Genomic DNA, 18,033 nt, shown 5'->3' with positions numbered 1-18,033 from the left:
TTCCATTCTATTTTTAGGAGGTCATTAACCGCTTGTCTAAACAAGATTTAATTGAGATGGAAGGCACGGTGATGGAGTCATTGCCCAATGCCATGTTTAGGGTCGACCTTGACAATGGTTTCAACGTTTTGGCCCACATCTCCGGCAAAATTCGTCGTAACTACATCAAAATTCTCCCCGGCGATCGGGTCAAGGTGGAATTAACCCCCTACGACCTCACCAAGGGGCGTATAACCTATCGTCTTAAAAATAAAAAGTAATCATTAATTTGACGATGGCAAAGGCTAAAAATTAATGCCTCCCCTCGGCGGGGAAAGCTGATTTAATATTTGCCATGACACGGGCACGATAACTTGTTATAATTAAGAGCTTGCAGTGTTGCCAAAGAAAATCAGGCATGAAAGTTAGAGCTTCCGTTAAGAAAATGTGTGATAAGTGCCGCGTTATTCGTCGGCGCGGTCGTGTGATGGTCATCTGTTCCGCCAACCCCAAGCATAAACAGCGTCAAGGTTAGCAGTTCCCCTAGTGATTACCATTCTGGTCTGTCTTAAACCCTACTCCATAAATTTATTGAACTTATTTAGAGGAAAATCAACGTGGCACGCATAGCTGGTGTTGACCTGCCTCGGGATAAGCGTGTGGAAATCGCCCTCACTTATCTGTACGGTATTGGTCTGTCGCGCTCCCATGAAATTCTGGACGCAACCGGGGTTAGTCCCGATGTCCGAGTCAAAGATCTCAGTGATGAAGATGCGCTGAAGTTAAGAACCTACATCGACGAAAATTATGAGATCGAAGGTGATCTCCGTCGTTGGGAGGCCATGAACATCAAACGTCTTGGAGACATCGGCACCTATCGTGGTCGTCGGCATCGCCAAGGCTTACCAGTGCGGGGACAGCGTACTAGAACCAACGCCCGTACCCGTCGGGGCCGCCGCTTGACCGTTGCCGGCAAGAAAAAGACCCCAGCGAAGAAATAATCTTCCCCCCATCCCTGTCCTGTTTATTGAAGCTTTCAAGCAATCATTATGGCGCGTCCTACCAGAAAAACTGGGCCCAAAAAAGCAAAAAAGAATGTCCCTAGCGGGGTGGCCCACATTCAATCTACTTTCAACAACACCATTGTTACCATTTCCGACATTCGCGGTGATGTGATTTCCTGGGCTTCCGCTGGTTCTAGCGGTTTCAAAGGAGCTAAAAAAGGCACTCCCTATGCCGCCCAAACCGCTGCTGACTCCGCCGCCCGTCGGGCCATGGAACAGGGCATGCGGCAACTGGAGGTAATGGTGAGTGGCCCCGGCGCTGGTCGGGAAACTGCCATCCGGGCCCTCCAGGGAGCTGGTTTGGAAATCACCCTGATCAGGGATGTTACCCCCATCCCCCACAATGGTTGTCGTCCCCCCAAACGCCGTCGGGTCTAGGACAGTTAGATTTTTTGCTAACAGCTTTTTTGAGCAAATCGTAATTTCCTCTGACTGAGATAGCGTCGGTCAAGCTATTTACACGGAGATATAAGGGAGGTCGCGTTAGTGGCGCAGTTTCAAATTGAGTGTGTGGAATCCAGCACCAGAAAAAATCAACAGCAGTACAGTAAATTTTCCCTTGAACCCTTAGACCGGGGCCAGGGAACGACGGTGGGAAATGCTTTGCGACGGGTGTTGTTGTCCAACTTGCCCGGAGCCGCGGTAACGGCTATCCGCATTGCGGGGGTTAACCATGAGTTCGCCACTATTCCAGGGGTCCGGGAGGATGTTCTGGAAATTATGCTGAACATGAAGGAACTTGTGCTCAAAAGCTACACCGATCAGCCCCAGATTGGCCGTTTAACGGCGATCGGTCCGGGGACGGTGACAGCGGCCCAGTTTGAGGTGCCTTCGGAAGTGGAGGTTATTGATCCCAACCAATACATTGCCACTTTGGCAGAGGGAGCCAAACTGGAAATGGAATTCCGGGTGGAACGGGGCGTCGGTTATCGGATTATCGAGCGGGGCAAGGACGAAAATTCATCCCTGGATTTTCTCCAAATTGACTCGGTGTTTATGCCGGTGACCAAGGTCAATTACACGGTGGAAGATATCCGAGCCGATGGCATGAGTCCAAAGGATCGGCTGATTCTAGACATTTGGACCAATGGCAGTATTCAGCCTCGGGAAGCGCTGTCGGAAGCCTCTGACATTATTGCTAATCTTTTTATCCCCCTTAAGGATCTCAATGAGCTGGAAGCGGCCCATAGCGATTACCAGGACGAGGTTAACCCAGAAAGTCAAATTCCCATTGAGGAGTTGCAACTTTCTGTCCGTGCCTATAACTGCCTGAAGCGAGCCCAGATTAATTCCGTGGCGGATCTACTGGAATATAGCCAAGAAGATCTACTGGAAATTAAGAATTTTGGTCTCAAATCCGCGGAAGAGGTGATTGAGGCACTGCAAAAACGTTTGGGTATTACCCTGCCCCACGAAAAGGCTAAAGCTTAACAAGCTCAATGGGTTTGACTACTGCTTCTGGCCTTGGAGTAACCCCCTGTTGTTAATTTTTTAGGAGTTCAGTTACCATGCGACACAGATGTCGAGTGCCTCAGTTGGGGAAGCCCGCTGACCAAAGAAAGGCCCTCCTGCGGGCTTTGACCACAGAGTTGATCCGCCACGGGCAAATCAAGACCACTAAGGCTAGGGCTAAGGCGGTGCGTTCCGAGGTGGACCGCATGATTACCTTGGCTAAGGACGGTTCCCTGGCTGCCCGTCGTCGGGCCCTAGGTTACATGTACGACAAGCCCACAGTCCATGCTCTATTTGTGGATGCTCCCAGCCGCTATAAGGATAGAGATGGTGGCTATACCCGCATTATCAGGACTCTGCGTCGCCGGGGTGACAATGCGGAAATGGCTGTGATTGAATTGGTCTAATTAGACGGTTTGTATTGATGCCTTCCTCTCCGTCTGCTGGTAAACAAAGGGTGGCCTTGGTGATGCAATATCTGGGCACCCGTTTCCATGGCTGGCAACGTCAACCTAATTTTTCTTCTATTCAGGAGGAAGTGGAGTTGGCGATCGCCAAAGTGGTGGGTCAGCCCGTCACTCTCCATGGGGCTGGCAGGACGGATGCCGGGGTCCATGCGGCGGCCCAAGTGGCCCATTTTGACGACCCGGTGGGACAAATTCCTCCCCACCGTTGGAGTAAAGTCCTGAATGGTCATCTTCCCCAGGACATCTTAGTGAGAGGGTCAGCGGCGGTGGATAGCCGTTGGCATGCCCGCTTTTCTGCCCTGTGGCGACGGTATCGTTACAGCATCTATACGGATCAGTGGCCCAATCTGTTCACTGATGCTTACAGTTGGCATTACTACCGTTTTCCCCTCCAGGAGAAGACCATGCAGGCGGCCATGGAACCACTGCTAGGAAAACATCACCTAGCGGCTTTCCACCGAGCCGGTTCAGCCCGGACCCATTCCTGGGTGGAAGTGCAGGAGGTTGACTGTTACCGTCGAGGCCCCATGGTCTATCTAGAAATCCAAGCCAATGGTTTTCTTTACGGCATGGTGCGCTTACTGGTGGGCTTGCTGGTGGAGGTGGGCTCTGGACAACGAAGTCTGACTGACTTCAATAATATTTGGGTTAATCAGCGGCGGGATTTGGTTAAATATGCTGCTCCCGCCAAGGGTTTATGCCTACTGCGGGTCGGTTATGAAAATTTTCCCTTGCCTGATTCCCTTTGGTTTGATAGTCAGCCTCTGTGGCAATTCACTGGCTAGCCGAACCAAATTAGCAAGGCAAATAATTATGCCCCGTTATTAAGCGGGGGTATTTTTGAAAACTATGAACAAAACTGTATTACCAACCATCGACAACCTAGACCACAAATGGTACGTAATTGATGCTGAGGGTCAACGCCTTGGCCGTCTTGCCACTGAAGTAGCCACTATTTTACGTGGTAAAAATAAGCCCACCTTCACCCCCCACATGGACACCGGTGATTTTGTCATTATTATTAATGCGGAAAAAATAGAAGTTACCGGCAGAAAACGGGAGCAAAAGTTATACCGTCGCCATTCCGGCCGCCCCGGGGGCATGAAGGAGGAGACCTTTGAAAAACTCCAAGTTCGTTTACCGGAAAGAATTGTCGAAAGTGCTGTCCGGGGAATGTTGCCCAAAAATAGCCTCGGCCGTAAGTTGTTCACTAAGCTGAAAGTCTATGCTGGCCCTAGCCATCCCCACGCAGCTCAACAACCCGAAACCCTTGTTATCAACACTATTCCTGCAGGAGCTAACTAATGCAAGCCAACGATTCCAGCAATAAAGTCGTCTATTGGGGCACCGGCCGTCGTAAAGCGGCGATCGCCAGGGTTCGTCTTGTGCCCGGTCAGGGGGAAGTAATTGTTAACGGTAAGCCTGGGGAAATTTACTTCAACCGCATTGCCAACTACATCCAAAGCTTGAAAGCCCCCCTAGAAACCCTTGGACTGGAAGGGGAATACAATATTTTGGTCAATGCCCACGGTGGCGGCCTAACAGGGCAAGCAGATGCCGTGAAGCTAGGTGTGGCCCGGGCCCTGTGCCAACTTTCCCCGGAAAATCGTCAACCCCTAAAAGCGGAAGGCTATCTCACCAGGGATCCCCGAGCCAAAGAACGGAAAAAATACGGTCTCCATAAAGCCCGTAAGGCCCCCCAGTACTCCAAACGTTAATTGGAGATTTGGATTTACCACTCTATTGGAATTATTAGGACTGACCATGCCAAAAGCTGACATTCACCCCACCTGGTATCCCGATGCCAAAGTCACCTGTAACGGAGAGGTGATTATGACCGTTGGTTCCACCAAGCCAGAAATCAACGTAGAGATCTGGTCCGGTAACCACCCCTTCTACACTGGTACCCAAAAAATTATTGACACGGAAGGCCGTGTTGACCGCTTTATGCGTAAGTATGGCATGAAGGAAAAAACTGCCGAAGACAAACAAGATAAGAAAAAGAAATAAGTAAGCCAACTTTTTCTTTACTGCCAAATTCCCTCTGAGTATGCCTTTGGGAAAACTAAACCTTAACTTAATAACTTTTTTGAGTTTTTTTGAGCCAGGCCCTTTGATAGTCTGGCTTTTTGCTGGCCAGAAAAGATCTGCCCAAGGTCGGTAAATACCCCATTGCAGATTATGAGAGGAACCGATAGGATTGTTAACATAAGTTTACAAAGTGAATTGTATGTTAATTGCCGTCTGCGCTTTCTTGGTCCTAGGTTTTGCCCTGCTCCAACAACTCCAGCCCAGTTCCGCCCCCGAGGCGATCGCCGTTAGGGTAAGACACACTGACCGTCGTTACTAGAATTGTGAACAAAAATTAAAAATTAATTCTTTCCCCGGGAGCAGTCCATGGTCGTGTCCAAAAATCTGATTCAACTATTAAAAAAGGAATTTTCACTGTCAGCGGATCAAATTGCCTGGGGACTGAAACAAACCGAGGCTATGCCCTCCTATCTGCCAGTTATTTTTTGGCAATATGGTCTAATTGATACCTCTCAGTTGGATCGTCTTTTGGATCATTGGGGTTAGTGCCCCACTGTTAGGTACAAGTCGTCAAGAATTTTTCAGAGTGGTGCCCGGCCTTATCATGGGCAAACATTAGAATGAAAATGAGATGACCTATCTATTGAATCCCATTGCTTACTGGGTTCCATATCTTTTGAGATATCAATTTAAATTAAAGTGATCACAATCTTTCTCATCCGACCTTGGTTATAGTAACGGACAGGAAGATTTATCTAAAAGAACAAGACTGCAAATATTGACACCAAACCCCAAAAGTGTGATAGTGATAGTTTGTGTGAACTTTCTTATAATAAAAGCTCTTGGCTAACGTTATTGTTATCGGCGCTCAGTGGGGCGACGAGGGAAAAGGTAAAATCACCGACTTATTAAGTCGATCAGCGGATGTGGTGGTGCGGCCCCAGGGGGGCGTAAACGCAGGCCACACGATTGTAGTTAACGATCAGACTTTTAAGCTCCACCTCATTCCTTCGGGTATTCTCTATCCAGATACAGAATGTATCATCGGTTCGGGGACGGTCATTGACCCCAAAGTCCTATTGCAGGAATTTGACCAGTTGGAAGCGTTAGATGTTTCCCTCGATCGCCTGTATATTTCCCAGACTGCCCATGTGACCATGCCCTTCCACCGCTTGCTAGACCAGGCATCGGAAGAAAAAAGGGGAGAACATAAAATTGGCACCACTGGGCGAGGCATTGGCCCCACCTACGCTGATAAATCAGAGCGCATGGGAATTCGGGTGGTGGATCTAATGAATCCCGAAATTCTCCGGAAAAAATTGCTTTGGACCGTTGAGTATAAAAACGTTGTTTTAGATAAACTCTACGACCTGCCTCCCCTGGATCCGGAAACGGTGATTGCGGAATACACCACCTATGCCAATCGCCTGCGGTCCCATGTGGTGGACAGTTCCCTGAAAATTTACGAGGCCATACATCAAAGGAAAAATATTCTCTTTGAAGGAGCCCAGGGCACCCTCCTGGACCTAGACCACGGCACCTATCCCTACGTCACCTCCTCCAACCCCATTGCAGGGGGAGCCTGTGTGGGCGCTGGCATCGGCCCTACTATGATTGACCGAGTCATCGGTGTCGCTAAAGCCTATACCACCCGAGTGGGGGAAGGCCCCTTTCCCACAGAATTGGATGGGGAACTAAATCAACATCTCTGTGACCGGGGAGCGGAATTTGGCACCACCACTGGTCGGCGGCGACGCTGTGGCTGGTTTGATGGGGTGATTGGGCGCTACGCTGTGCGTATTAACGGTTTAGATTGTTTGGCCATTACCAAACTGGATGTGCTGGACCAACTGGAGGAAATTAAGGTTTGTGTTGCCTATGAATTAGATGGCAAAACCTGTGATCATTTCCCCGGCAACGCAGCGGAATTTGCCCGGTGTCAGCCCATTTATAAAACCCTCCCTGGGTGGCAGTGTTCCACAGAGGAATGTCGCACCCTGGAGGATTTGCCTCCCCAGGCCCTGGATTATTTAAAGTTCCTGGCGGAATTGATGGAGGTGCCGATCGCCATCGTTTCCCTAGGGGCCAGTCGGGATCAGACAATTATTGTCGAAGACCCCATCCATGGGCCAAAACGAGCCTTGCTCCATGCCAACGGCGACCCAGTGGCTTAGGTTTGCCCCTTTGTTAACCCTGATTATTATTTTTACGAGTATTACCATGGCCCTTTCCATTGAATGTCAACAACGTCCCGAAAAAGTCAATCCTAGAGCTTTGCGTCGGGAAGGTTTAATTCCCGCCACCCTCTATGGTCACAATGGCGCTGAGTCCATTTCCCTGGTGGTAGACCACAAAACAGCTATCACCATGTTGCGGAGTGTCACCGTCAAGGAAACCCCCATCGAAGTTAAAATTCCCCATCTTTCCTGGGAAGGGGAAGCGGTGGTGCAGGAAATTCAGTGCCATCCCTGGCGCCGCAATCTTTATCATTTAGCTTTCTTTGCTGGCAAAAAGTAACGATATTCCCTCAGCTCCTGGGGATAGGGAAACACTTTAGAAACCAATGGTTGGGGAGATTAGCGGACTTTGTCCAAATTTAAATTTCGCCCCTGAATTTGCAACTCTCCTTAGTCGACTAGATTTAAGGAGAGCTTTTTATTGGTATAGCGGATTCAATGAAAAGCACAGCGGAGCAGCACACTAAAATACTTGCAACACAATTTTTTTACAAAAGATTGCCACCTCAATTTTATTTTAAGTAGCTACAACTTATTGATTTTTGAAAACATTTTGGTTGCGCAGAACAATGAAGCCGTGCCGAACTAGACCACCTAGGAAAGGCGAAGAAGAGAATGGTTTCTGGGAAAAAGATCACCAGCCGCAAAGGTCCCCCAAGCCCATGTTCGTACTTGGACAGGCTTGGACAGGCACGATGAAAGGAGAGATGCCCTATCCATAGTGCCCATATCTTGGTTTAGTCTTCGCCCATCATGGATTGGAGATAATTTTCTAGTCCAGAATTGCTGATCAGCCATTGTTGGGACTCTAACCAATCAATTTGTTCTTCGGTTTCCTCAAGAATTTCCGACAACACATCCCGGCTTACATAGTCCCGTCGGGTTTCAAAGAAGGCAATACTGTTGACTAAGCCTGCCCTAATGCCCTGGTTCATGGTCAGATCATTGTCCAGGATTTCCGGTACCGTTTCGCCGATGAGAAGTTTTTCTAAATTCTGGAGATTGGGCAGCCCTTCTAAAAATAAAACGCGCTCGATCAGGCTATCAGCCTGTTTCATTGCCTTGATGGATACTTTGTATTCGTACTTATTGAGGTGATTTAGCCCCCAATTTTTGCACATGCGGGCATGGAGAAAATACTGGTTAATGGCGGTAAGTTGTAATTTCAGCGCTTGGTTGAGGTGTTGTCTGACTTCTAGGTTGCCTTCCATGCTGTTATCCTCTGATGTGGGGTTTCGGTTAATGTTGTTGTTTCCATTTTTACCCATTCACGGCACAGTGATGGGCTTCTTTACCCCAACAGCAACAAATTGTTTAAATTATTCTAATGTTTTGCCCCCGGAAAAATTGCCTTTCTCTCCAAGGCAGCGTCCCCCTCTGACCCTAAACTGAATCAATTATGGCTGATTTGTTTGTCGGTGCCTCAGTTCGTTTAATTGCCCGCCCCCCCTATCTGAAAACCGCTGACCCCATGCCCATGCTCCGGCCTCCGGACTTGTTGGCGATCGCCGCGGAGGGAATGGTGGTGGATCGCCGACCGGCGGGGTATTGGGGGGTGAAGTTTGATCGGGGTATTTTCCTTTTGGAAAGTCAGTATTTGGAGGTAATTACGCCCCAAGAAGAGCAAACTGAAGTTTCTGGTTAAATGATGCGGATAAATGCCCAAATTTAATCTAAAGATATGGCTTTAAGTGCGAATCACTTTTTGGGGACGATTTTAACCATATCTGGCTTCAGCATTAGTGGAGGTTATGGCCAGGTTCCTGGGGCGATCGCCGCTCAGCCTTGGCCATCGACAGCGCCAGTACCTAATCCTCTAGATAAAATTCAATTTCCCCTAGGAGCCATTGACGTTCATGGATTGGTTGGTCCAGAGGATGGTAAACGTTCCCAGGGCTATGAGTTTTGCATTGTACCCGCGAAAAAAAGTGAAGTTTTGATGATTGATCCTTCATTAACATTTTCCTCCAGCCCTGGCCGCATCGGCTGCCCCCAGGGACAATTACTTTCCCTAGGAAACACTCAGCAAAAAAATTGGCTGGCCATTCTGTTTGCCCTGGCTCGATTGAGCTACATAGAAAAAATTTTGCCCCACTGGGGAGAATAGGACCCCTTGTTAGGAACTGTTTTGTGCCCATGGGCAAGGAAAGCATCTAGTGCAAGGGATACCTTTCCGTTAAGATAGTTAACGCTGAACAATTGAGTGCATTGCTAACCGAGCGGCCCTGCGACAGCCCCCAAGCTGTCCCCCGTTTTGCTGGCGATCAGCCGTTGACCCAGCTCGAAAACTCTTCTTCTATAGTTAAAGGTATTGTAATGAATCAAGAAATTTTTGAAAAAGTAAAAAAAATCGTCGTGGAACAGTTGGAAGTGGATCCCGATAAAGTGACCCCCTCCGCCACCTTTGCCGAAGATTTAGGAGCTGATTCCCTCGACACAGTGGAATTAGTCATGGCCCTAGAAGAAGAGTTTGATATTGAAATTCCCGATGAAGTGGCAGAAACCATTGATACCGTGGGTAAAGCCGTTGAGCACATCGAAAGTAAATAAATTTCGGTCATAGCCCCGACTCCCCCATAGGCCTTTGTAACCCAGTTCCCAGACAGTTTAAGCTACTGTTTGGGGTGGTTCCGATACCGGTTTGGGACCGGCTGGTTTGCTCCCTGGGCCAGGCCCCGACCCCATCGCTATATCGTTGCGGAGAACCCTAGGGGAGTCCCCTCCCCGATTTTATCTATTAAGTACCATGGCAAATTTGGAAAAGAAACGTGTTGTTGTAACGGGATTGGGAGCCATCACCCCCATTGGTAATAACCTCCAAGATTATTGGCAAGGCCTAATGGAGGGTCGTAACGGCGTTGGCCCCATTACCCGTTTCGATGCCAGTGACCAAGCCTGTCGCTTTGGGGGGGAAGTTAAGGGCTTTGACGCGACCCAGTTTCTTGACCGCAAGGAAGCCAAGCGCATGGACCGGTTTTGTCATTTTGCCGTTTGTGCCAGTCAACAGGCCGTTAATGATGCCAAGTTGGTGATTAACGAGCTCAATGCCGATGAGATTGGGGTGTTAATTGGCACGGGCATTGGTGGTTTGAAAGTGTTGGAAGACCAGCAAACTATATTGTTAGATAAGGGCCCTAGTCGTTGCAGTCCCTTTATGATCCCGATGATGATCGCCAACATGGCTTCGGGGTTAACTGCCATTAACCTAGGTGCCAAGGGTCCCAATAATTGCACTGTTACTGCCTGTGCAGCAGGCTCCAATGCCATTGGGGATGCATTCCGTCTGGTGCAAAATGGCTATGCCAAGGCGATGATTTGTGGTGGTACGGAAGCGGCCATTACTGCCCTTAGCTATGCTGGCTTTGCTTCGGCTCGGGCTTTATCCTTCCGTAACGATGACCCCCTCCATGCCAGTCGTCCCTTTGACAAGGATAGGGATGGCTTTGTAATGGGAGAAGGATCGGGCATTTTGATTCTGGAAGAATTGGAATCCGCCTTGGCCCGGGGAGCAAAAATTTACGGGGAAATGGTGGGCTACGCCATGACCTGTGACGCTTATCACATTACAGCGCCAGTCCCAGACGGTCGGGGGGCCACCAGGGCGATCGCCTTGGCTTTAAAAGATGGGGGCTTGAAGCCGGAAGCAGTAAGTTATATCAATGCCCATGGCACCAGTACCCCAGCTAACGATGTGACGGAAACCAGGGCCATTAAACAGGCTTTGGGCAATCATGCTTACAATATTGCTGTTAGCTCTACCAAATCCATGACCGGCCACCTGTTGGGCGGCTCTGGGGGCATTGAAGCGGTGGCCACTGTGATGGCGATCGCCGAGGATAAGGTACCTCCCACCATTAACTTAGAGAATCCCGACGCGGAATGTGATTTGGATTATGTGCCCGGTCAGAGTAGGGTCCTAAAAGTAGATGTGGCTCTGTCCAACTCCTTTGGCTTTGGGGGCCATAACGTCACCTTAGCCTTCAAAAAATATCAATAGCCCACCGAAAAATTTCCCGAACCGTGGGAAGATGGTAGCAATTTGGCCTGCCTTGGCCCCTACCATTACCGCCCCCCGGTGGATATTGACCCAATTATTGCTAGTTTATTTTCCCAAACATTATGGTCGTTGCTACCCAGTCCTTAGACGAACTTTCTATTAATGCCATTCGCTTTTTAGCCATTGACGCCATCGAAAAGGCCAAATCTGGCCACCCTGGTTTGCCCATGGGAGCGGCTCCTATGGCCTTTACCCTGTGGAACAAGTTCATGAAGTACAATCCCAAGAACCCGAAATGGTTCAATCGGGACCGCTTTGTGTTGTCCGCCGGCCATGGCTCCATGTTGCAGTATGCTCTGCTCTATTTACTGGGCTATGACAGTGTGACCATAGAAGACATTAAACAGTTCCGTCAATGGGAATCTTCTACCCCCGGTCACCCGGAAAATTTCCTCACTGCTGGGGTGGAAGTCACCACCGGCCCCCTGGGTCAAGGTATTGCCAATGGTGTTGGTTTGGCCCTGGCGGAGGCCCATTTAGCCGCCACCTACAATAAGCCCGATGCCACCATTGTGGACCATTACACCTATGTGATTTTGGGGGATGGTTGCAATATGGAAGGTATTTCCGGGGAAGCCGCTTCCATTGCGGGGCACTGGGGCTTGGGTAAACTAATCGCTCTCTACGACGATAATCATATTTCCATTGATGGCTCCACCGATGTGGCTTTCACCGAGGATGTGAGCAAACGCTTTGAAGCCTACGGCTGGCACGTGCTCCATGTGGAAGATGGCAACACTGACTTAGCGGCGATCGCCAAGGCCATTGAAGAAGCGAAGGCGGTAACCGATAAGCCCACCATGATCAAGGTCACCACCATCATTGGTTATGGTGCGCCCAAGAAATCTGGTACTGCGGGCATTCACGGGGCGGCGTTGGGGACTGATGAAGTGGCCGCCACCCGCAAAAACCTGGGTTGGGACTACGCTCCCTTTGAAGTGCCCCAGGAAGTGTTGGACTACACCCGTAAGGCGATCGGCCGGGGAGCCAGCTACGAAGCGGAATGGAACCAAGCCTTTGCCCAATACAAAACCAAATATCCCGCCGAAGCGGCCGCCTTTGAACGGCAACTGAGCGGCAAACTACCCGAAGGTTGGGACAAAAACTTAGCCAGTTTTACCCCGGACCAAAAAGGTTTGGCCACCCGGAAATACTCTGAAGAGTGCCTCAACGCCTTGGCCCCCGTGTTACCGGAATTGATCGGCGGTTCGGCGGATTTGACCCACTCCAACTTGACAGAACTCCACTGCTCAGGCGATTTTCAAAAAGGAGCTTACCAAAACCGTAACGTCCACTTTGGGGTGCGGGAACACGCCATGGGCGCCATCTGCAACGGCATTGCCCTCCACAGCTCTGGGTTACTGCCCTTCGGTGCTACTTTCCTAATCTTCACCGATTACATGCGGGCCGCCATTCGCCTTTCTGCCCTTTCCGAGGCGGGGGTAATTTGGGTGATGACCCACGACTCCATTGGCCAAGGGGAAGATGGTCCCACCCACCAACCCATTGAAGTGTTGGCTTCCCTGCGGGCTATTCCCAACTTGACCGTCATTCGTCCCGCCGATGGCAATGAAACCTCCGGGGCCTATAAAGTGGCGATCGCCAAAGCCAAGGAAAATGCCCCTACTCTCCTGTCTCTCACCCGGCAGGCCGTGCCCAACCTAGCGGGAACTTCCCTGGATGGAGTGGCCAAAGGAGCTTACACCATTGTTGATTCTGAAGGGACTCCTGAGTTAATCTTGATAGGTACGGGTTCCGAAGTACAACTTTGTGTGGCCGCCGCTGAAAAGTTGGCCGCCGAAGGCAAAAAAGTCCGGGTAGTTTCCATGCCCTCCTGGGAACTGTTTGAAGCCCAAGACGCCGCCTACAAAGAGTCAGTGTTACCGAAGGCTGTCACCAAACGTCTCTCCGTAGAAGCCGCCACCAGTTTTGGTTGGCACAAATATGTGGGCACGGAAGGAGATACAGTCAGTATTGAAACATTTGGTGCCTCAGCGCCCGGCGGGGTTTGCCTGGAGAAATTTGGTTTCAGCGTTGATAATGTGCTGGCCAAAGCTAAAACTCTCCTGAGCTAAGTCCTCGCCCCCAAGCTTAAAACTCCTCACTGTCCCCTCTCCTCATTGTTAGGGGGCTTTTTTTTGTCCAGAAAAGATCGACCAGTGTGAAAATTTAACGGAGGCAATACCTTAAAATAAGGTAAACAACTGTGAAGAAACTTAAAGAAAAACTCTATGGCTGTCCATTTGCCGTCGTCTGCTACCCGTTTCAGCAAAAATTTTGCCTGGCTTTTGGCCGTTAGTTTATCTTTAGTGTTGTGGTGGGCACCGGTAAGCCCTGCCCAGGCGGTGAATAACCCTGAGTTGTTGCCAGAGGAAAAAACTCCGGTGGTGGACCTGGCCAACTTTTTACCGGAAATCCAAGAAGCTCAGTTAATTGATGATCTAAACAGCTTTGAGGTGGAAACGGGATGGAAATTGCGGGTCTTAACCCAATACGACCGTAGTCCGGGACGGGCAGTGATTCCTTTTTGGGGTCTGGATGATAAAAGTATTTTATTGGTGGCCGATGGCAGGGGGGGGAACCTATTGGCCTTTAGCATTGGAGATGAGGTGTATGAGTTGATGCCCCGCACCTTTTGGATTGAGATGCAGGCTCGCTTCGGAAATATGTACTATATTCGGGATAATGGAGAAAATCTAGCCATCACCGAGGCCCTGAATACCGTTAAGGGCTGTCTGGTCAAAGGGGGTTGTAACGTTGTGCCGGGATTACCCAGGGAGCAGTGGATTTTAACCCTGGTAACTTCCATTGTGGGGGGATTGATTTTTGGTTTTGCGGCCATTCCCCGATCGCCGAATCAGACTTTTGCGTGGCAATGGGTATTGATTATGTCTCCCCTGTGGGGAATTTTAGTGATCGCCTTTGGCATTGGCCCTGTGGTCACCCGCACCAGCGACTTTTTACCTCTGTTCCGCAATTTAATGGGCTTTAGTCTCGGGGTTTTAGTAGCTTACCTTTCCCCTATGTTTAGTCAAATCAACAATAATCCCCAAACCTAACCATTCAACTAGGGTGACTATGATGGAAAAAACGGAAGTTATAGCGCATTCCCCCATGGTCACCACCAATTCCCCCGCTCCCATTCCAATCCTTGAAAATGGCGATCGCCTCAGTCGTCAAGAATTTGAACGAATTTACACAGCTTCTGGCATTAAGAAAGCTGAGCTAATTGAAGGAATTGTCCACGTGGCCTCTCCCCTCCGTCATACCTACCATGGTCAACCCCATAGTGCCATAATCACCTGGCTAGGAACTTACCAAGCCCAAAGAAATGACCTGGCCGTTAGCATTGAAGCCACAGTGCGACTAGATGACGAAAACGAACTCCAACCCGATGGGATATTATTTCGACTAGAGGGTAGCGCCCACATAGATGAAGATGAATATATTAGCGGTGCTCCAGAATTAGTGCTGGAAATTGCCGCTAGCACTGCCTCCTACGACCTCCATAGCAAAAAACGGGTTTATGAAAGTCATGGGGTAAGAGAGTATATTGTTTGGCGTACCCTCGACCGAGAAATCGATTGGTTTGTGTTATCGGATGGGAAATATGAACGCCTGAGTCCAGACGATAATGGCTTAATAATCAGTCAGGAATTCCCAGGCTTAGTGCTTAATACTCCAGCTATGCTAGCCAATAATATGGCAGAGGTTATTGCCACCATTAACAACTTTTCCAGTTAGGCTAGACAGTAAAATTTCAGTAACTAAAAGACTTATACCCCTAACCCTCAAGAACAATTATTGCCTTTTTAAACAGGGAAAAATTAAGGGCAAAGTTGTCCCGGCTCTGCCCAAAAACGCCCCCGGCAATGGCTTCTTTCTCCTACCCAATCCACCTGCCATCGATCGCCTACCGGAACAAAATCTACCCTGGTTTGGTGCCCACTGACGGAATCATCACAACTCCCCATTTGGGTGAGCAATACAGTCACGGATTCCTGCCCCAATAGCGTAGCCGTGGCAGTCTTAGAACGGAAACAACCAAAATCCCCTTCCCCTAAGTGCTGGGGCAACAAGGGCTGGCTATAAAACTGTTGAATAAGCTGGTTTGGGTTAGTCAGGGTGTTGAGATTAGGCCACTGCCAAAATGTCCGCCGGGGTAGTTCCGTAAAGGGAATCACAGCAAACGCCTGGCGATCGGGCAGACTGATTTGCCCATCCCATTGGTTGCCGGGGCTTTGGTCAGCTTGGGCAACCGGGGTTAAAGACAGGGCAAGCATACTAGCCAGACCAAGGGAAAGCAATGGTTGGGAAAGGGTAAAAAATTTCATATCCATGGCAATGATTGGACAATTTCACTGAATTTGTCGGAAAATTCATCAACAAAGTCAGTGGTGTACCAATGATGATACCAGGGAAATTCCCGATGGGATAATTAGCCCCCCAGCATTTGTAACTGGTACAGACTGGCGTAGAGTCCCTTCAGGGTCAACAGTTGGTCATGGTTCCCGGTTTCAACAATTTCCCCATGTTTAAGCACAAAAATGCGGTCCACATTGCGGATAGTGGATAAACGGTGGGCGATGATGATGGAAGTGCGATCTTGGAGCAAATGCAACAACGCTTCTTGAATGGCCGCCTCGGTGCGGACGTCTAAACTAGCGGTGGCTTCATCCATAACCAGCACGTAGGGTTCCCGGATGGCCACCCGGGCAAAGGCTAACAATTGTTTTTGTCCACCGGATAGGTTACTGCCCCGTTCCCGCAGTTGGGTGTGGTAACCCTGGGGCAATTCTTCAATCAGGCGATCGACACTGGTTAACTGGGCCGCCCGTTGCACTTCTGCCAAACTGTATTCTTCCCCTAGGGTAATGTTGCGTTTCACGTCCCCCGCAAACAGGAAACTGTCTTGGAGAATGACGCCAATGAAACGACGTAGCTGTTGTTGGGACAGTTCGCGAATGTCAATGCCATCCACCAAAATACGACCCTGGGACGGATCATGGAGACGACAAAGGAGGCGAATAATAGAGCTTTTGCCAGCTCCCGTGGGGCCCACTAGGGCGACTTTTTCTCCGGGTTTGATGGTGAAGTTCAAATTTTTGAGCACATATTCGTTTGGTTTATAGCCAAACCACACGTTTTCAAAGCAAATTTCCCCGTGACTGCCCCGCAGAGCGCTGTTGATTTCAATGGGGGTGATAACCGCCTGGTCTTTGATTTCCACCGGTTCTTCCATTAATTCCCCAATGCGCTCGATCGCCGTGAAGCCGGATTGAAACATGGTGAATTTATCCGCAAATTGCCGCAGGGGATTGAATAGCCGTTGTCCGTAGAGAATGAACGCCGCCAGCACCCCAAATTCCATGTTATTGCGCAAAATCAGCCAGCCCCCCAGACCCAAAACTCCGGCGATCGCCACTAAACTAATCCATTCCAAAGTGGCCGACACAGCGGAGTCGTGGAAGATGGTCTTATCCACTGCCCGACGATACTTCTCATTCACCCGACGAAAGGAACGACTGTTCAACTCTTCTCGACGGAATAATTGCACCACATTAATGCCGGCCACATTTTCTTGAAGCTGGGAATTAAGGTGGGACAATTCCTCCCTAGCTTGGTAGTTAGCTTTGCGATATTGTTGCTGGAAATAAATGATTAACACAGTCACAGGCACCAACATCCCCACCAGTAGTAGCGCCAATTGCCATTGCACCCAAAAAATGGTCACGATAATGGCCAGAATGGAGACAATGTCACTGACCACACCGATCGCCCCACTGGCAAATACTTCTCCCAAGGCCTCCACGTCACTGGTGATGCGGGTGACCAAACGACCAACAGGAGTGCGATGGAAAAAATTTACCGACAAAGAAGTGACGTGCTCAAATAAGTCCTGGCGCACATCGGCGGTGATTTCTTGCCCCATTTTTTGCACAATGAAGCCCTGTAGCCCCAAAAACAGCAACCGAATGACAATGGTGACGGCCAGGATAATCACTAGGGTATGCAAAGCCCGATCCAACGGCATGGCCTGCAAAAAGCCCCAGGCCCTCTCCTCCCGCAATAGGGAAACGGCTTGCCCGATAATGAGGGGTTGCACCGCCCCCGAAAAAGCCACCGGGACAAGCAAAATTAATGCCGCCGCCAGTTCCCTGGGATAGCGCTTGACGTAGGGCAGCAGACGCAATAACAAGCGCCAATCATTATCGGATGGGGGAGCAGCGGGGGAACGGGTCATGGAGGAATAAATAATCGACAGGAAAACTGATTAATGCGTTCAAATGGAGAGATTTCGTTGCGAGAAACCCCGATCTACACTTAGTCAAAAAAGTTACACAGGCCCTAAAAACAAGCGACTATGGCCTAAGTATCCATGACTCAGGCAATGGTTGAGCAAGGCAGAAGGCCATTGTACCTTCACAAATCTAACCCATCTTTCCCCCTAGGGGTGGAGGCGATCGCCCAACGTTCCTGCTGAGCGGCTGCAAATAGCCCTCGCAACACAACCAAGATCTCATGCCAGTTCACTCCAGCCAGGTTGTTAGGTTGCAACATATATATTGACCTAGTACTCATCGGCATAGGCAATTTCCAAAATGTTTGAGGCGAAGTACTGATTGACTGACAAAAGAAGTGAAAAGCAGTCTAGGTGGGGATTGTAGAAAAGAGGGGAGGTCACGTTCTAGGATTAGATACCACTCAAAACCTGGAACGCGATGCATAATCACTCCCCCCTCTAC

The 18,033-nt window shown here is 49.6% G+C and carries 24 protein-coding genes; 20 read left to right on the top strand and 4 right to left on the bottom strand.

From position 1 onward, the window contains the following. Positions 1–32 precede the first annotated feature (32 nt). The 13 genes from infA to rplY all read left to right on the top strand — a co-directional run bounded on the left by infA (position 33) and on the right by rplY (position 7,510). A complete protein-coding gene (gene infA, locus IQ217_RS03550; RefSeq protein WP_010871959.1) occupies positions 33–260 on the top strand; it encodes a translation initiation factor IF-1 in 228 nt (75 codons plus the stop codon). Positions 261–397: 137 nt separating this feature from the next. Beyond that, positions 398–514 (top strand): 50S ribosomal protein L36, encoded by a 117-nt coding sequence (gene rpmJ, locus IQ217_RS03545; protein WP_010871958.1) that lies wholly within the window; start codon positions 398–400, stop codon positions 512–514. A gap of 82 nt (positions 515–596) precedes the next feature. Further along, on the top strand, positions 597–980 hold the full coding sequence (gene rpsM / locus IQ217_RS03540; RefSeq protein WP_010871957.1) for a 30S ribosomal protein S13: 384 nt from the start codon (positions 597–599) through the stop codon (positions 978–980). A 48-nt stretch (positions 981–1,028) separates the two neighbouring features. Next, positions 1,029–1,421: a 30S ribosomal protein S11 gene (rpsK, locus tag IQ217_RS03535; RefSeq protein ID WP_010871956.1), complete on the top strand. Its 393-nt coding sequence runs from the start codon at positions 1,029–1,031 to the stop codon at positions 1,419–1,421. Between the two features lie 108 nt (positions 1,422–1,529). Then, the gene (locus IQ217_RS03530) at positions 1,530–2,474 is read left to right on the top strand and encodes a DNA-directed RNA polymerase subunit alpha (protein WP_190596096.1); all 945 of its coding nucleotides are present in this window, start codon (positions 1,530–1,532) and stop codon (positions 2,472–2,474) included. Positions 2,475–2,551: 77 nt separating this feature from the next. Next, on the top strand, positions 2,552–2,902 hold the full coding sequence (gene rplQ, locus IQ217_RS03525) for a 50S ribosomal protein L17 (RefSeq protein ID WP_194018943.1): 351 nt from the start codon (positions 2,552–2,554) through the stop codon (positions 2,900–2,902). Positions 2,903–2,919: 17 nt separating this feature from the next. After that, entirely contained in the window at positions 2,920–3,747 is an 828-nt protein-coding gene (gene truA / locus IQ217_RS03520) for a tRNA pseudouridine(38-40) synthase TruA (RefSeq protein WP_190596093.1), read from the top strand. A gap of 64 nt (positions 3,748–3,811) precedes the next feature. Then, entirely contained in the window at positions 3,812–4,267 is a 456-nt protein-coding gene (gene rplM / locus IQ217_RS03515) for a 50S ribosomal protein L13 (protein WP_010871952.1), read from the top strand. Further along, positions 4,267–4,680: a 30S ribosomal protein S9 gene (gene rpsI / locus IQ217_RS03510; RefSeq protein WP_010871951.1), complete on the top strand. Its 414-nt coding sequence runs from the start codon at positions 4,267–4,269 to the stop codon at positions 4,678–4,680. The genes rplM and rpsI overlap by 1 nt, the downstream gene beginning before the upstream one ends. A gap of 46 nt (positions 4,681–4,726) precedes the next feature. Further along, positions 4,727–4,972: a 50S ribosomal protein L31 gene (rpmE, locus tag IQ217_RS03505; RefSeq protein ID WP_190596091.1), complete on the top strand. Its 246-nt coding sequence runs from the start codon at positions 4,727–4,729 to the stop codon at positions 4,970–4,972. Between the two features lie 387 nt (positions 4,973–5,359). Continuing rightward, complete coding sequence (locus tag IQ217_RS03500; protein WP_194018942.1) at positions 5,360–5,539, top strand: DUF2949 domain-containing protein; 180 nt, start codon at positions 5,360–5,362, stop codon at positions 5,537–5,539. A gap of 296 nt (positions 5,540–5,835) precedes the next feature. Next, on the top strand, positions 5,836–7,167 hold the full coding sequence (locus IQ217_RS03495; protein ID WP_190596088.1) for an adenylosuccinate synthase: 1,332 nt from the start codon (positions 5,836–5,838) through the stop codon (positions 7,165–7,167). A 46-nt stretch (positions 7,168–7,213) separates the two neighbouring features. Next, positions 7,214–7,510, top strand: a complete 297-nt coding sequence (gene rplY / locus IQ217_RS03490) for a 50S ribosomal protein L25 (RefSeq protein WP_041425930.1) — start codon at positions 7,214–7,216, stop codon at positions 7,508–7,510. Between the two features lie 457 nt (positions 7,511–7,967). Here rplY and bfr read toward each other — a convergent pair whose 3' ends face one another. Beyond that, a complete protein-coding gene (gene bfr, locus IQ217_RS03485; RefSeq protein ID WP_194018941.1) occupies positions 7,968–8,441 on the bottom strand; it encodes a bacterioferritin in 474 nt (157 codons plus the stop codon). A 188-nt stretch (positions 8,442–8,629) separates the two neighbouring features. Here bfr and sipA point away from each other — a divergent pair, with 188 nt between their 5' ends. The 7 genes from sipA (at position 8,630) to IQ217_RS03450 (ending at position 15,031) form a co-directional block, all read left to right on the top strand. Then, positions 8,630–8,875: a regulatory protein SipA gene (sipA, locus tag IQ217_RS03480; RefSeq protein ID WP_194018940.1), complete on the top strand. Its 246-nt coding sequence runs from the start codon at positions 8,630–8,632 to the stop codon at positions 8,873–8,875. Positions 8,876–8,911: 36 nt separating this feature from the next. Next, on the top strand, positions 8,912–9,337 hold the full coding sequence (locus tag IQ217_RS03475) for a hypothetical protein (RefSeq protein WP_194018939.1): 426 nt from the start codon (positions 8,912–8,914) through the stop codon (positions 9,335–9,337). 209 nt (positions 9,338–9,546) lie between these two features. After that, positions 9,547–9,780, top strand: coding sequence for an acyl carrier protein (acpP, locus tag IQ217_RS03470; protein WP_190596080.1), 234 nt, complete (start codon positions 9,547–9,549; stop codon positions 9,778–9,780). A gap of 196 nt (positions 9,781–9,976) precedes the next feature. Next, entirely contained in the window at positions 9,977–11,227 is a 1,251-nt protein-coding gene (gene fabF, locus IQ217_RS03465; protein ID WP_194018938.1) for a beta-ketoacyl-ACP synthase II, read from the top strand. A gap of 122 nt (positions 11,228–11,349) precedes the next feature. Further along, positions 11,350–13,362 (top strand): transketolase, encoded by a 2,013-nt coding sequence (gene tkt / locus IQ217_RS03460; RefSeq protein ID WP_194018937.1) that lies wholly within the window; start codon positions 11,350–11,352, stop codon positions 13,360–13,362. Between the two features lie 156 nt (positions 13,363–13,518). Beyond that, complete coding sequence (locus tag IQ217_RS03455) at positions 13,519–14,346, top strand: TPM domain-containing protein (protein ID WP_194018936.1); 828 nt, start codon at positions 13,519–13,521, stop codon at positions 14,344–14,346. Positions 14,347–14,401: 55 nt separating this feature from the next. Then, positions 14,402–15,031 (top strand): Uma2 family endonuclease, encoded by a 630-nt coding sequence (locus IQ217_RS03450; protein ID WP_228023909.1) that lies wholly within the window; start codon positions 14,402–14,404, stop codon positions 15,029–15,031. An 83-nt stretch (positions 15,032–15,114) separates the two neighbouring features. Here the strand turns inward: IQ217_RS03450 and IQ217_RS03445 are convergent, their stop codons facing one another. From IQ217_RS03445 to IQ217_RS03435, 3 genes are all read right to left on the bottom strand, one after another. Beyond that, positions 15,115–15,627: a hypothetical protein gene (locus tag IQ217_RS03445; protein WP_194018934.1), complete on the bottom strand. Its 513-nt coding sequence runs from the start codon at positions 15,625–15,627 to the stop codon at positions 15,115–15,117. A gap of 98 nt (positions 15,628–15,725) precedes the next feature. Continuing rightward, the gene (locus tag IQ217_RS03440) at positions 15,726–17,531 is read right to left on the bottom strand and encodes an ABC transporter ATP-binding protein (protein WP_194018933.1); all 1,806 of its coding nucleotides are present in this window, start codon (positions 17,529–17,531) and stop codon (positions 15,726–15,728) included. 179 nt (positions 17,532–17,710) lie between these two features. Next, a complete protein-coding gene (locus IQ217_RS03435; protein WP_194018932.1) occupies positions 17,711–17,848 on the bottom strand; it encodes a hypothetical protein in 138 nt (45 codons plus the stop codon). Positions 17,849–18,033 lie beyond the last annotated feature (185 nt).

This window comes from Synechocystis salina LEGE 00031 (assembly GCF_015207985.1).
Taxonomy (GTDB): domain Bacteria; phylum Cyanobacteriota; class Cyanobacteriia; order Cyanobacteriales; family Microcystaceae; genus Synechocystis; species Synechocystis salina.
Note: the sequence above shows the minus strand (reverse complement) of the source record. Positions and strands in the feature narration are given on the sequence as shown.

Bases quoted from the DNA above. Each gene is read 5' to 3' on its own strand.
- IQ217_RS03455 (WP_194018936.1), top strand. From the start codon at position 13,519: ATGGCTGTCCATTTGCCGTCGTCTGCTACCCGTTTCAGCAAAAATTTT.
- IQ217_RS03500 (WP_194018942.1), top strand. From the start codon at position 5,360: ATGGTCGTGTCCAAAAATCTGATTCAACTATTAAAAAAGGAATTTTCA.
- rpsK (WP_010871956.1), top strand. From the start codon at position 1,029: ATGGCGCGTCCTACCAGAAAAACTGGGCCCAAAAAAGCAAAAAAGAAT.
- fabF (WP_194018938.1), top strand. From the start codon at position 9,977: ATGGCAAATTTGGAAAAGAAACGTGTTGTTGTAACGGGATTGGGAGCC.
- rplM (WP_010871952.1), top strand. From the start codon at position 3,812: ATGAACAAAACTGTATTACCAACCATCGACAACCTAGACCACAAATGG.
- acpP (WP_190596080.1), top strand. From the start codon at position 9,547: ATGAATCAAGAAATTTTTGAAAAAGTAAAAAAAATCGTCGTGGAACAG.
- IQ217_RS03440 (WP_194018933.1), bottom strand. From the start codon at position 17,531: ATGACCCGTTCCCCCGCTGCTCCCCCATCCGATAATGATTGGCGCTTG.
- rplY (WP_041425930.1), top strand. From the start codon at position 7,214: ATGGCCCTTTCCATTGAATGTCAACAACGTCCCGAAAAAGTCAATCCT.
- IQ217_RS03435 (WP_194018932.1), bottom strand. From the start codon at position 17,848: ATGTTGCAACCTAACAACCTGGCTGGAGTGAACTGGCATGAGATCTTG.
- IQ217_RS03445 (WP_194018934.1), bottom strand. From the start codon at position 15,627: ATGGATATGAAATTTTTTACCCTTTCCCAACCATTGCTTTCCCTTGGT.
- truA (WP_190596093.1), top strand. From the start codon at position 2,920: ATGCCTTCCTCTCCGTCTGCTGGTAAACAAAGGGTGGCCTTGGTGATG.
- tkt (WP_194018937.1), top strand. From the start codon at position 11,350: ATGGTCGTTGCTACCCAGTCCTTAGACGAACTTTCTATTAATGCCATT.
- rpsI (WP_010871951.1), top strand. From the start codon at position 4,267: ATGCAAGCCAACGATTCCAGCAATAAAGTCGTCTATTGGGGCACCGGC.
- rplQ (WP_194018943.1), top strand. From the start codon at position 2,552: ATGCGACACAGATGTCGAGTGCCTCAGTTGGGGAAGCCCGCTGACCAA.
- IQ217_RS03475 (WP_194018939.1), top strand. From the start codon at position 8,912: ATGGCTTTAAGTGCGAATCACTTTTTGGGGACGATTTTAACCATATCT.
- rpmE (WP_190596091.1), top strand. From the start codon at position 4,727: ATGCCAAAAGCTGACATTCACCCCACCTGGTATCCCGATGCCAAAGTC.
- rpmJ (WP_010871958.1), top strand. From the start codon at position 398: ATGAAAGTTAGAGCTTCCGTTAAGAAAATGTGTGATAAGTGCCGCGTT.
- sipA (WP_194018940.1), top strand. From the start codon at position 8,630: ATGGCTGATTTGTTTGTCGGTGCCTCAGTTCGTTTAATTGCCCGCCCC.
- IQ217_RS03450 (WP_228023909.1), top strand. From the start codon at position 14,402: ATGGTCACCACCAATTCCCCCGCTCCCATTCCAATCCTTGAAAATGGC.
- bfr (WP_194018941.1), bottom strand. From the start codon at position 8,441: ATGGAAGGCAACCTAGAAGTCAGACAACACCTCAACCAAGCGCTGAAA.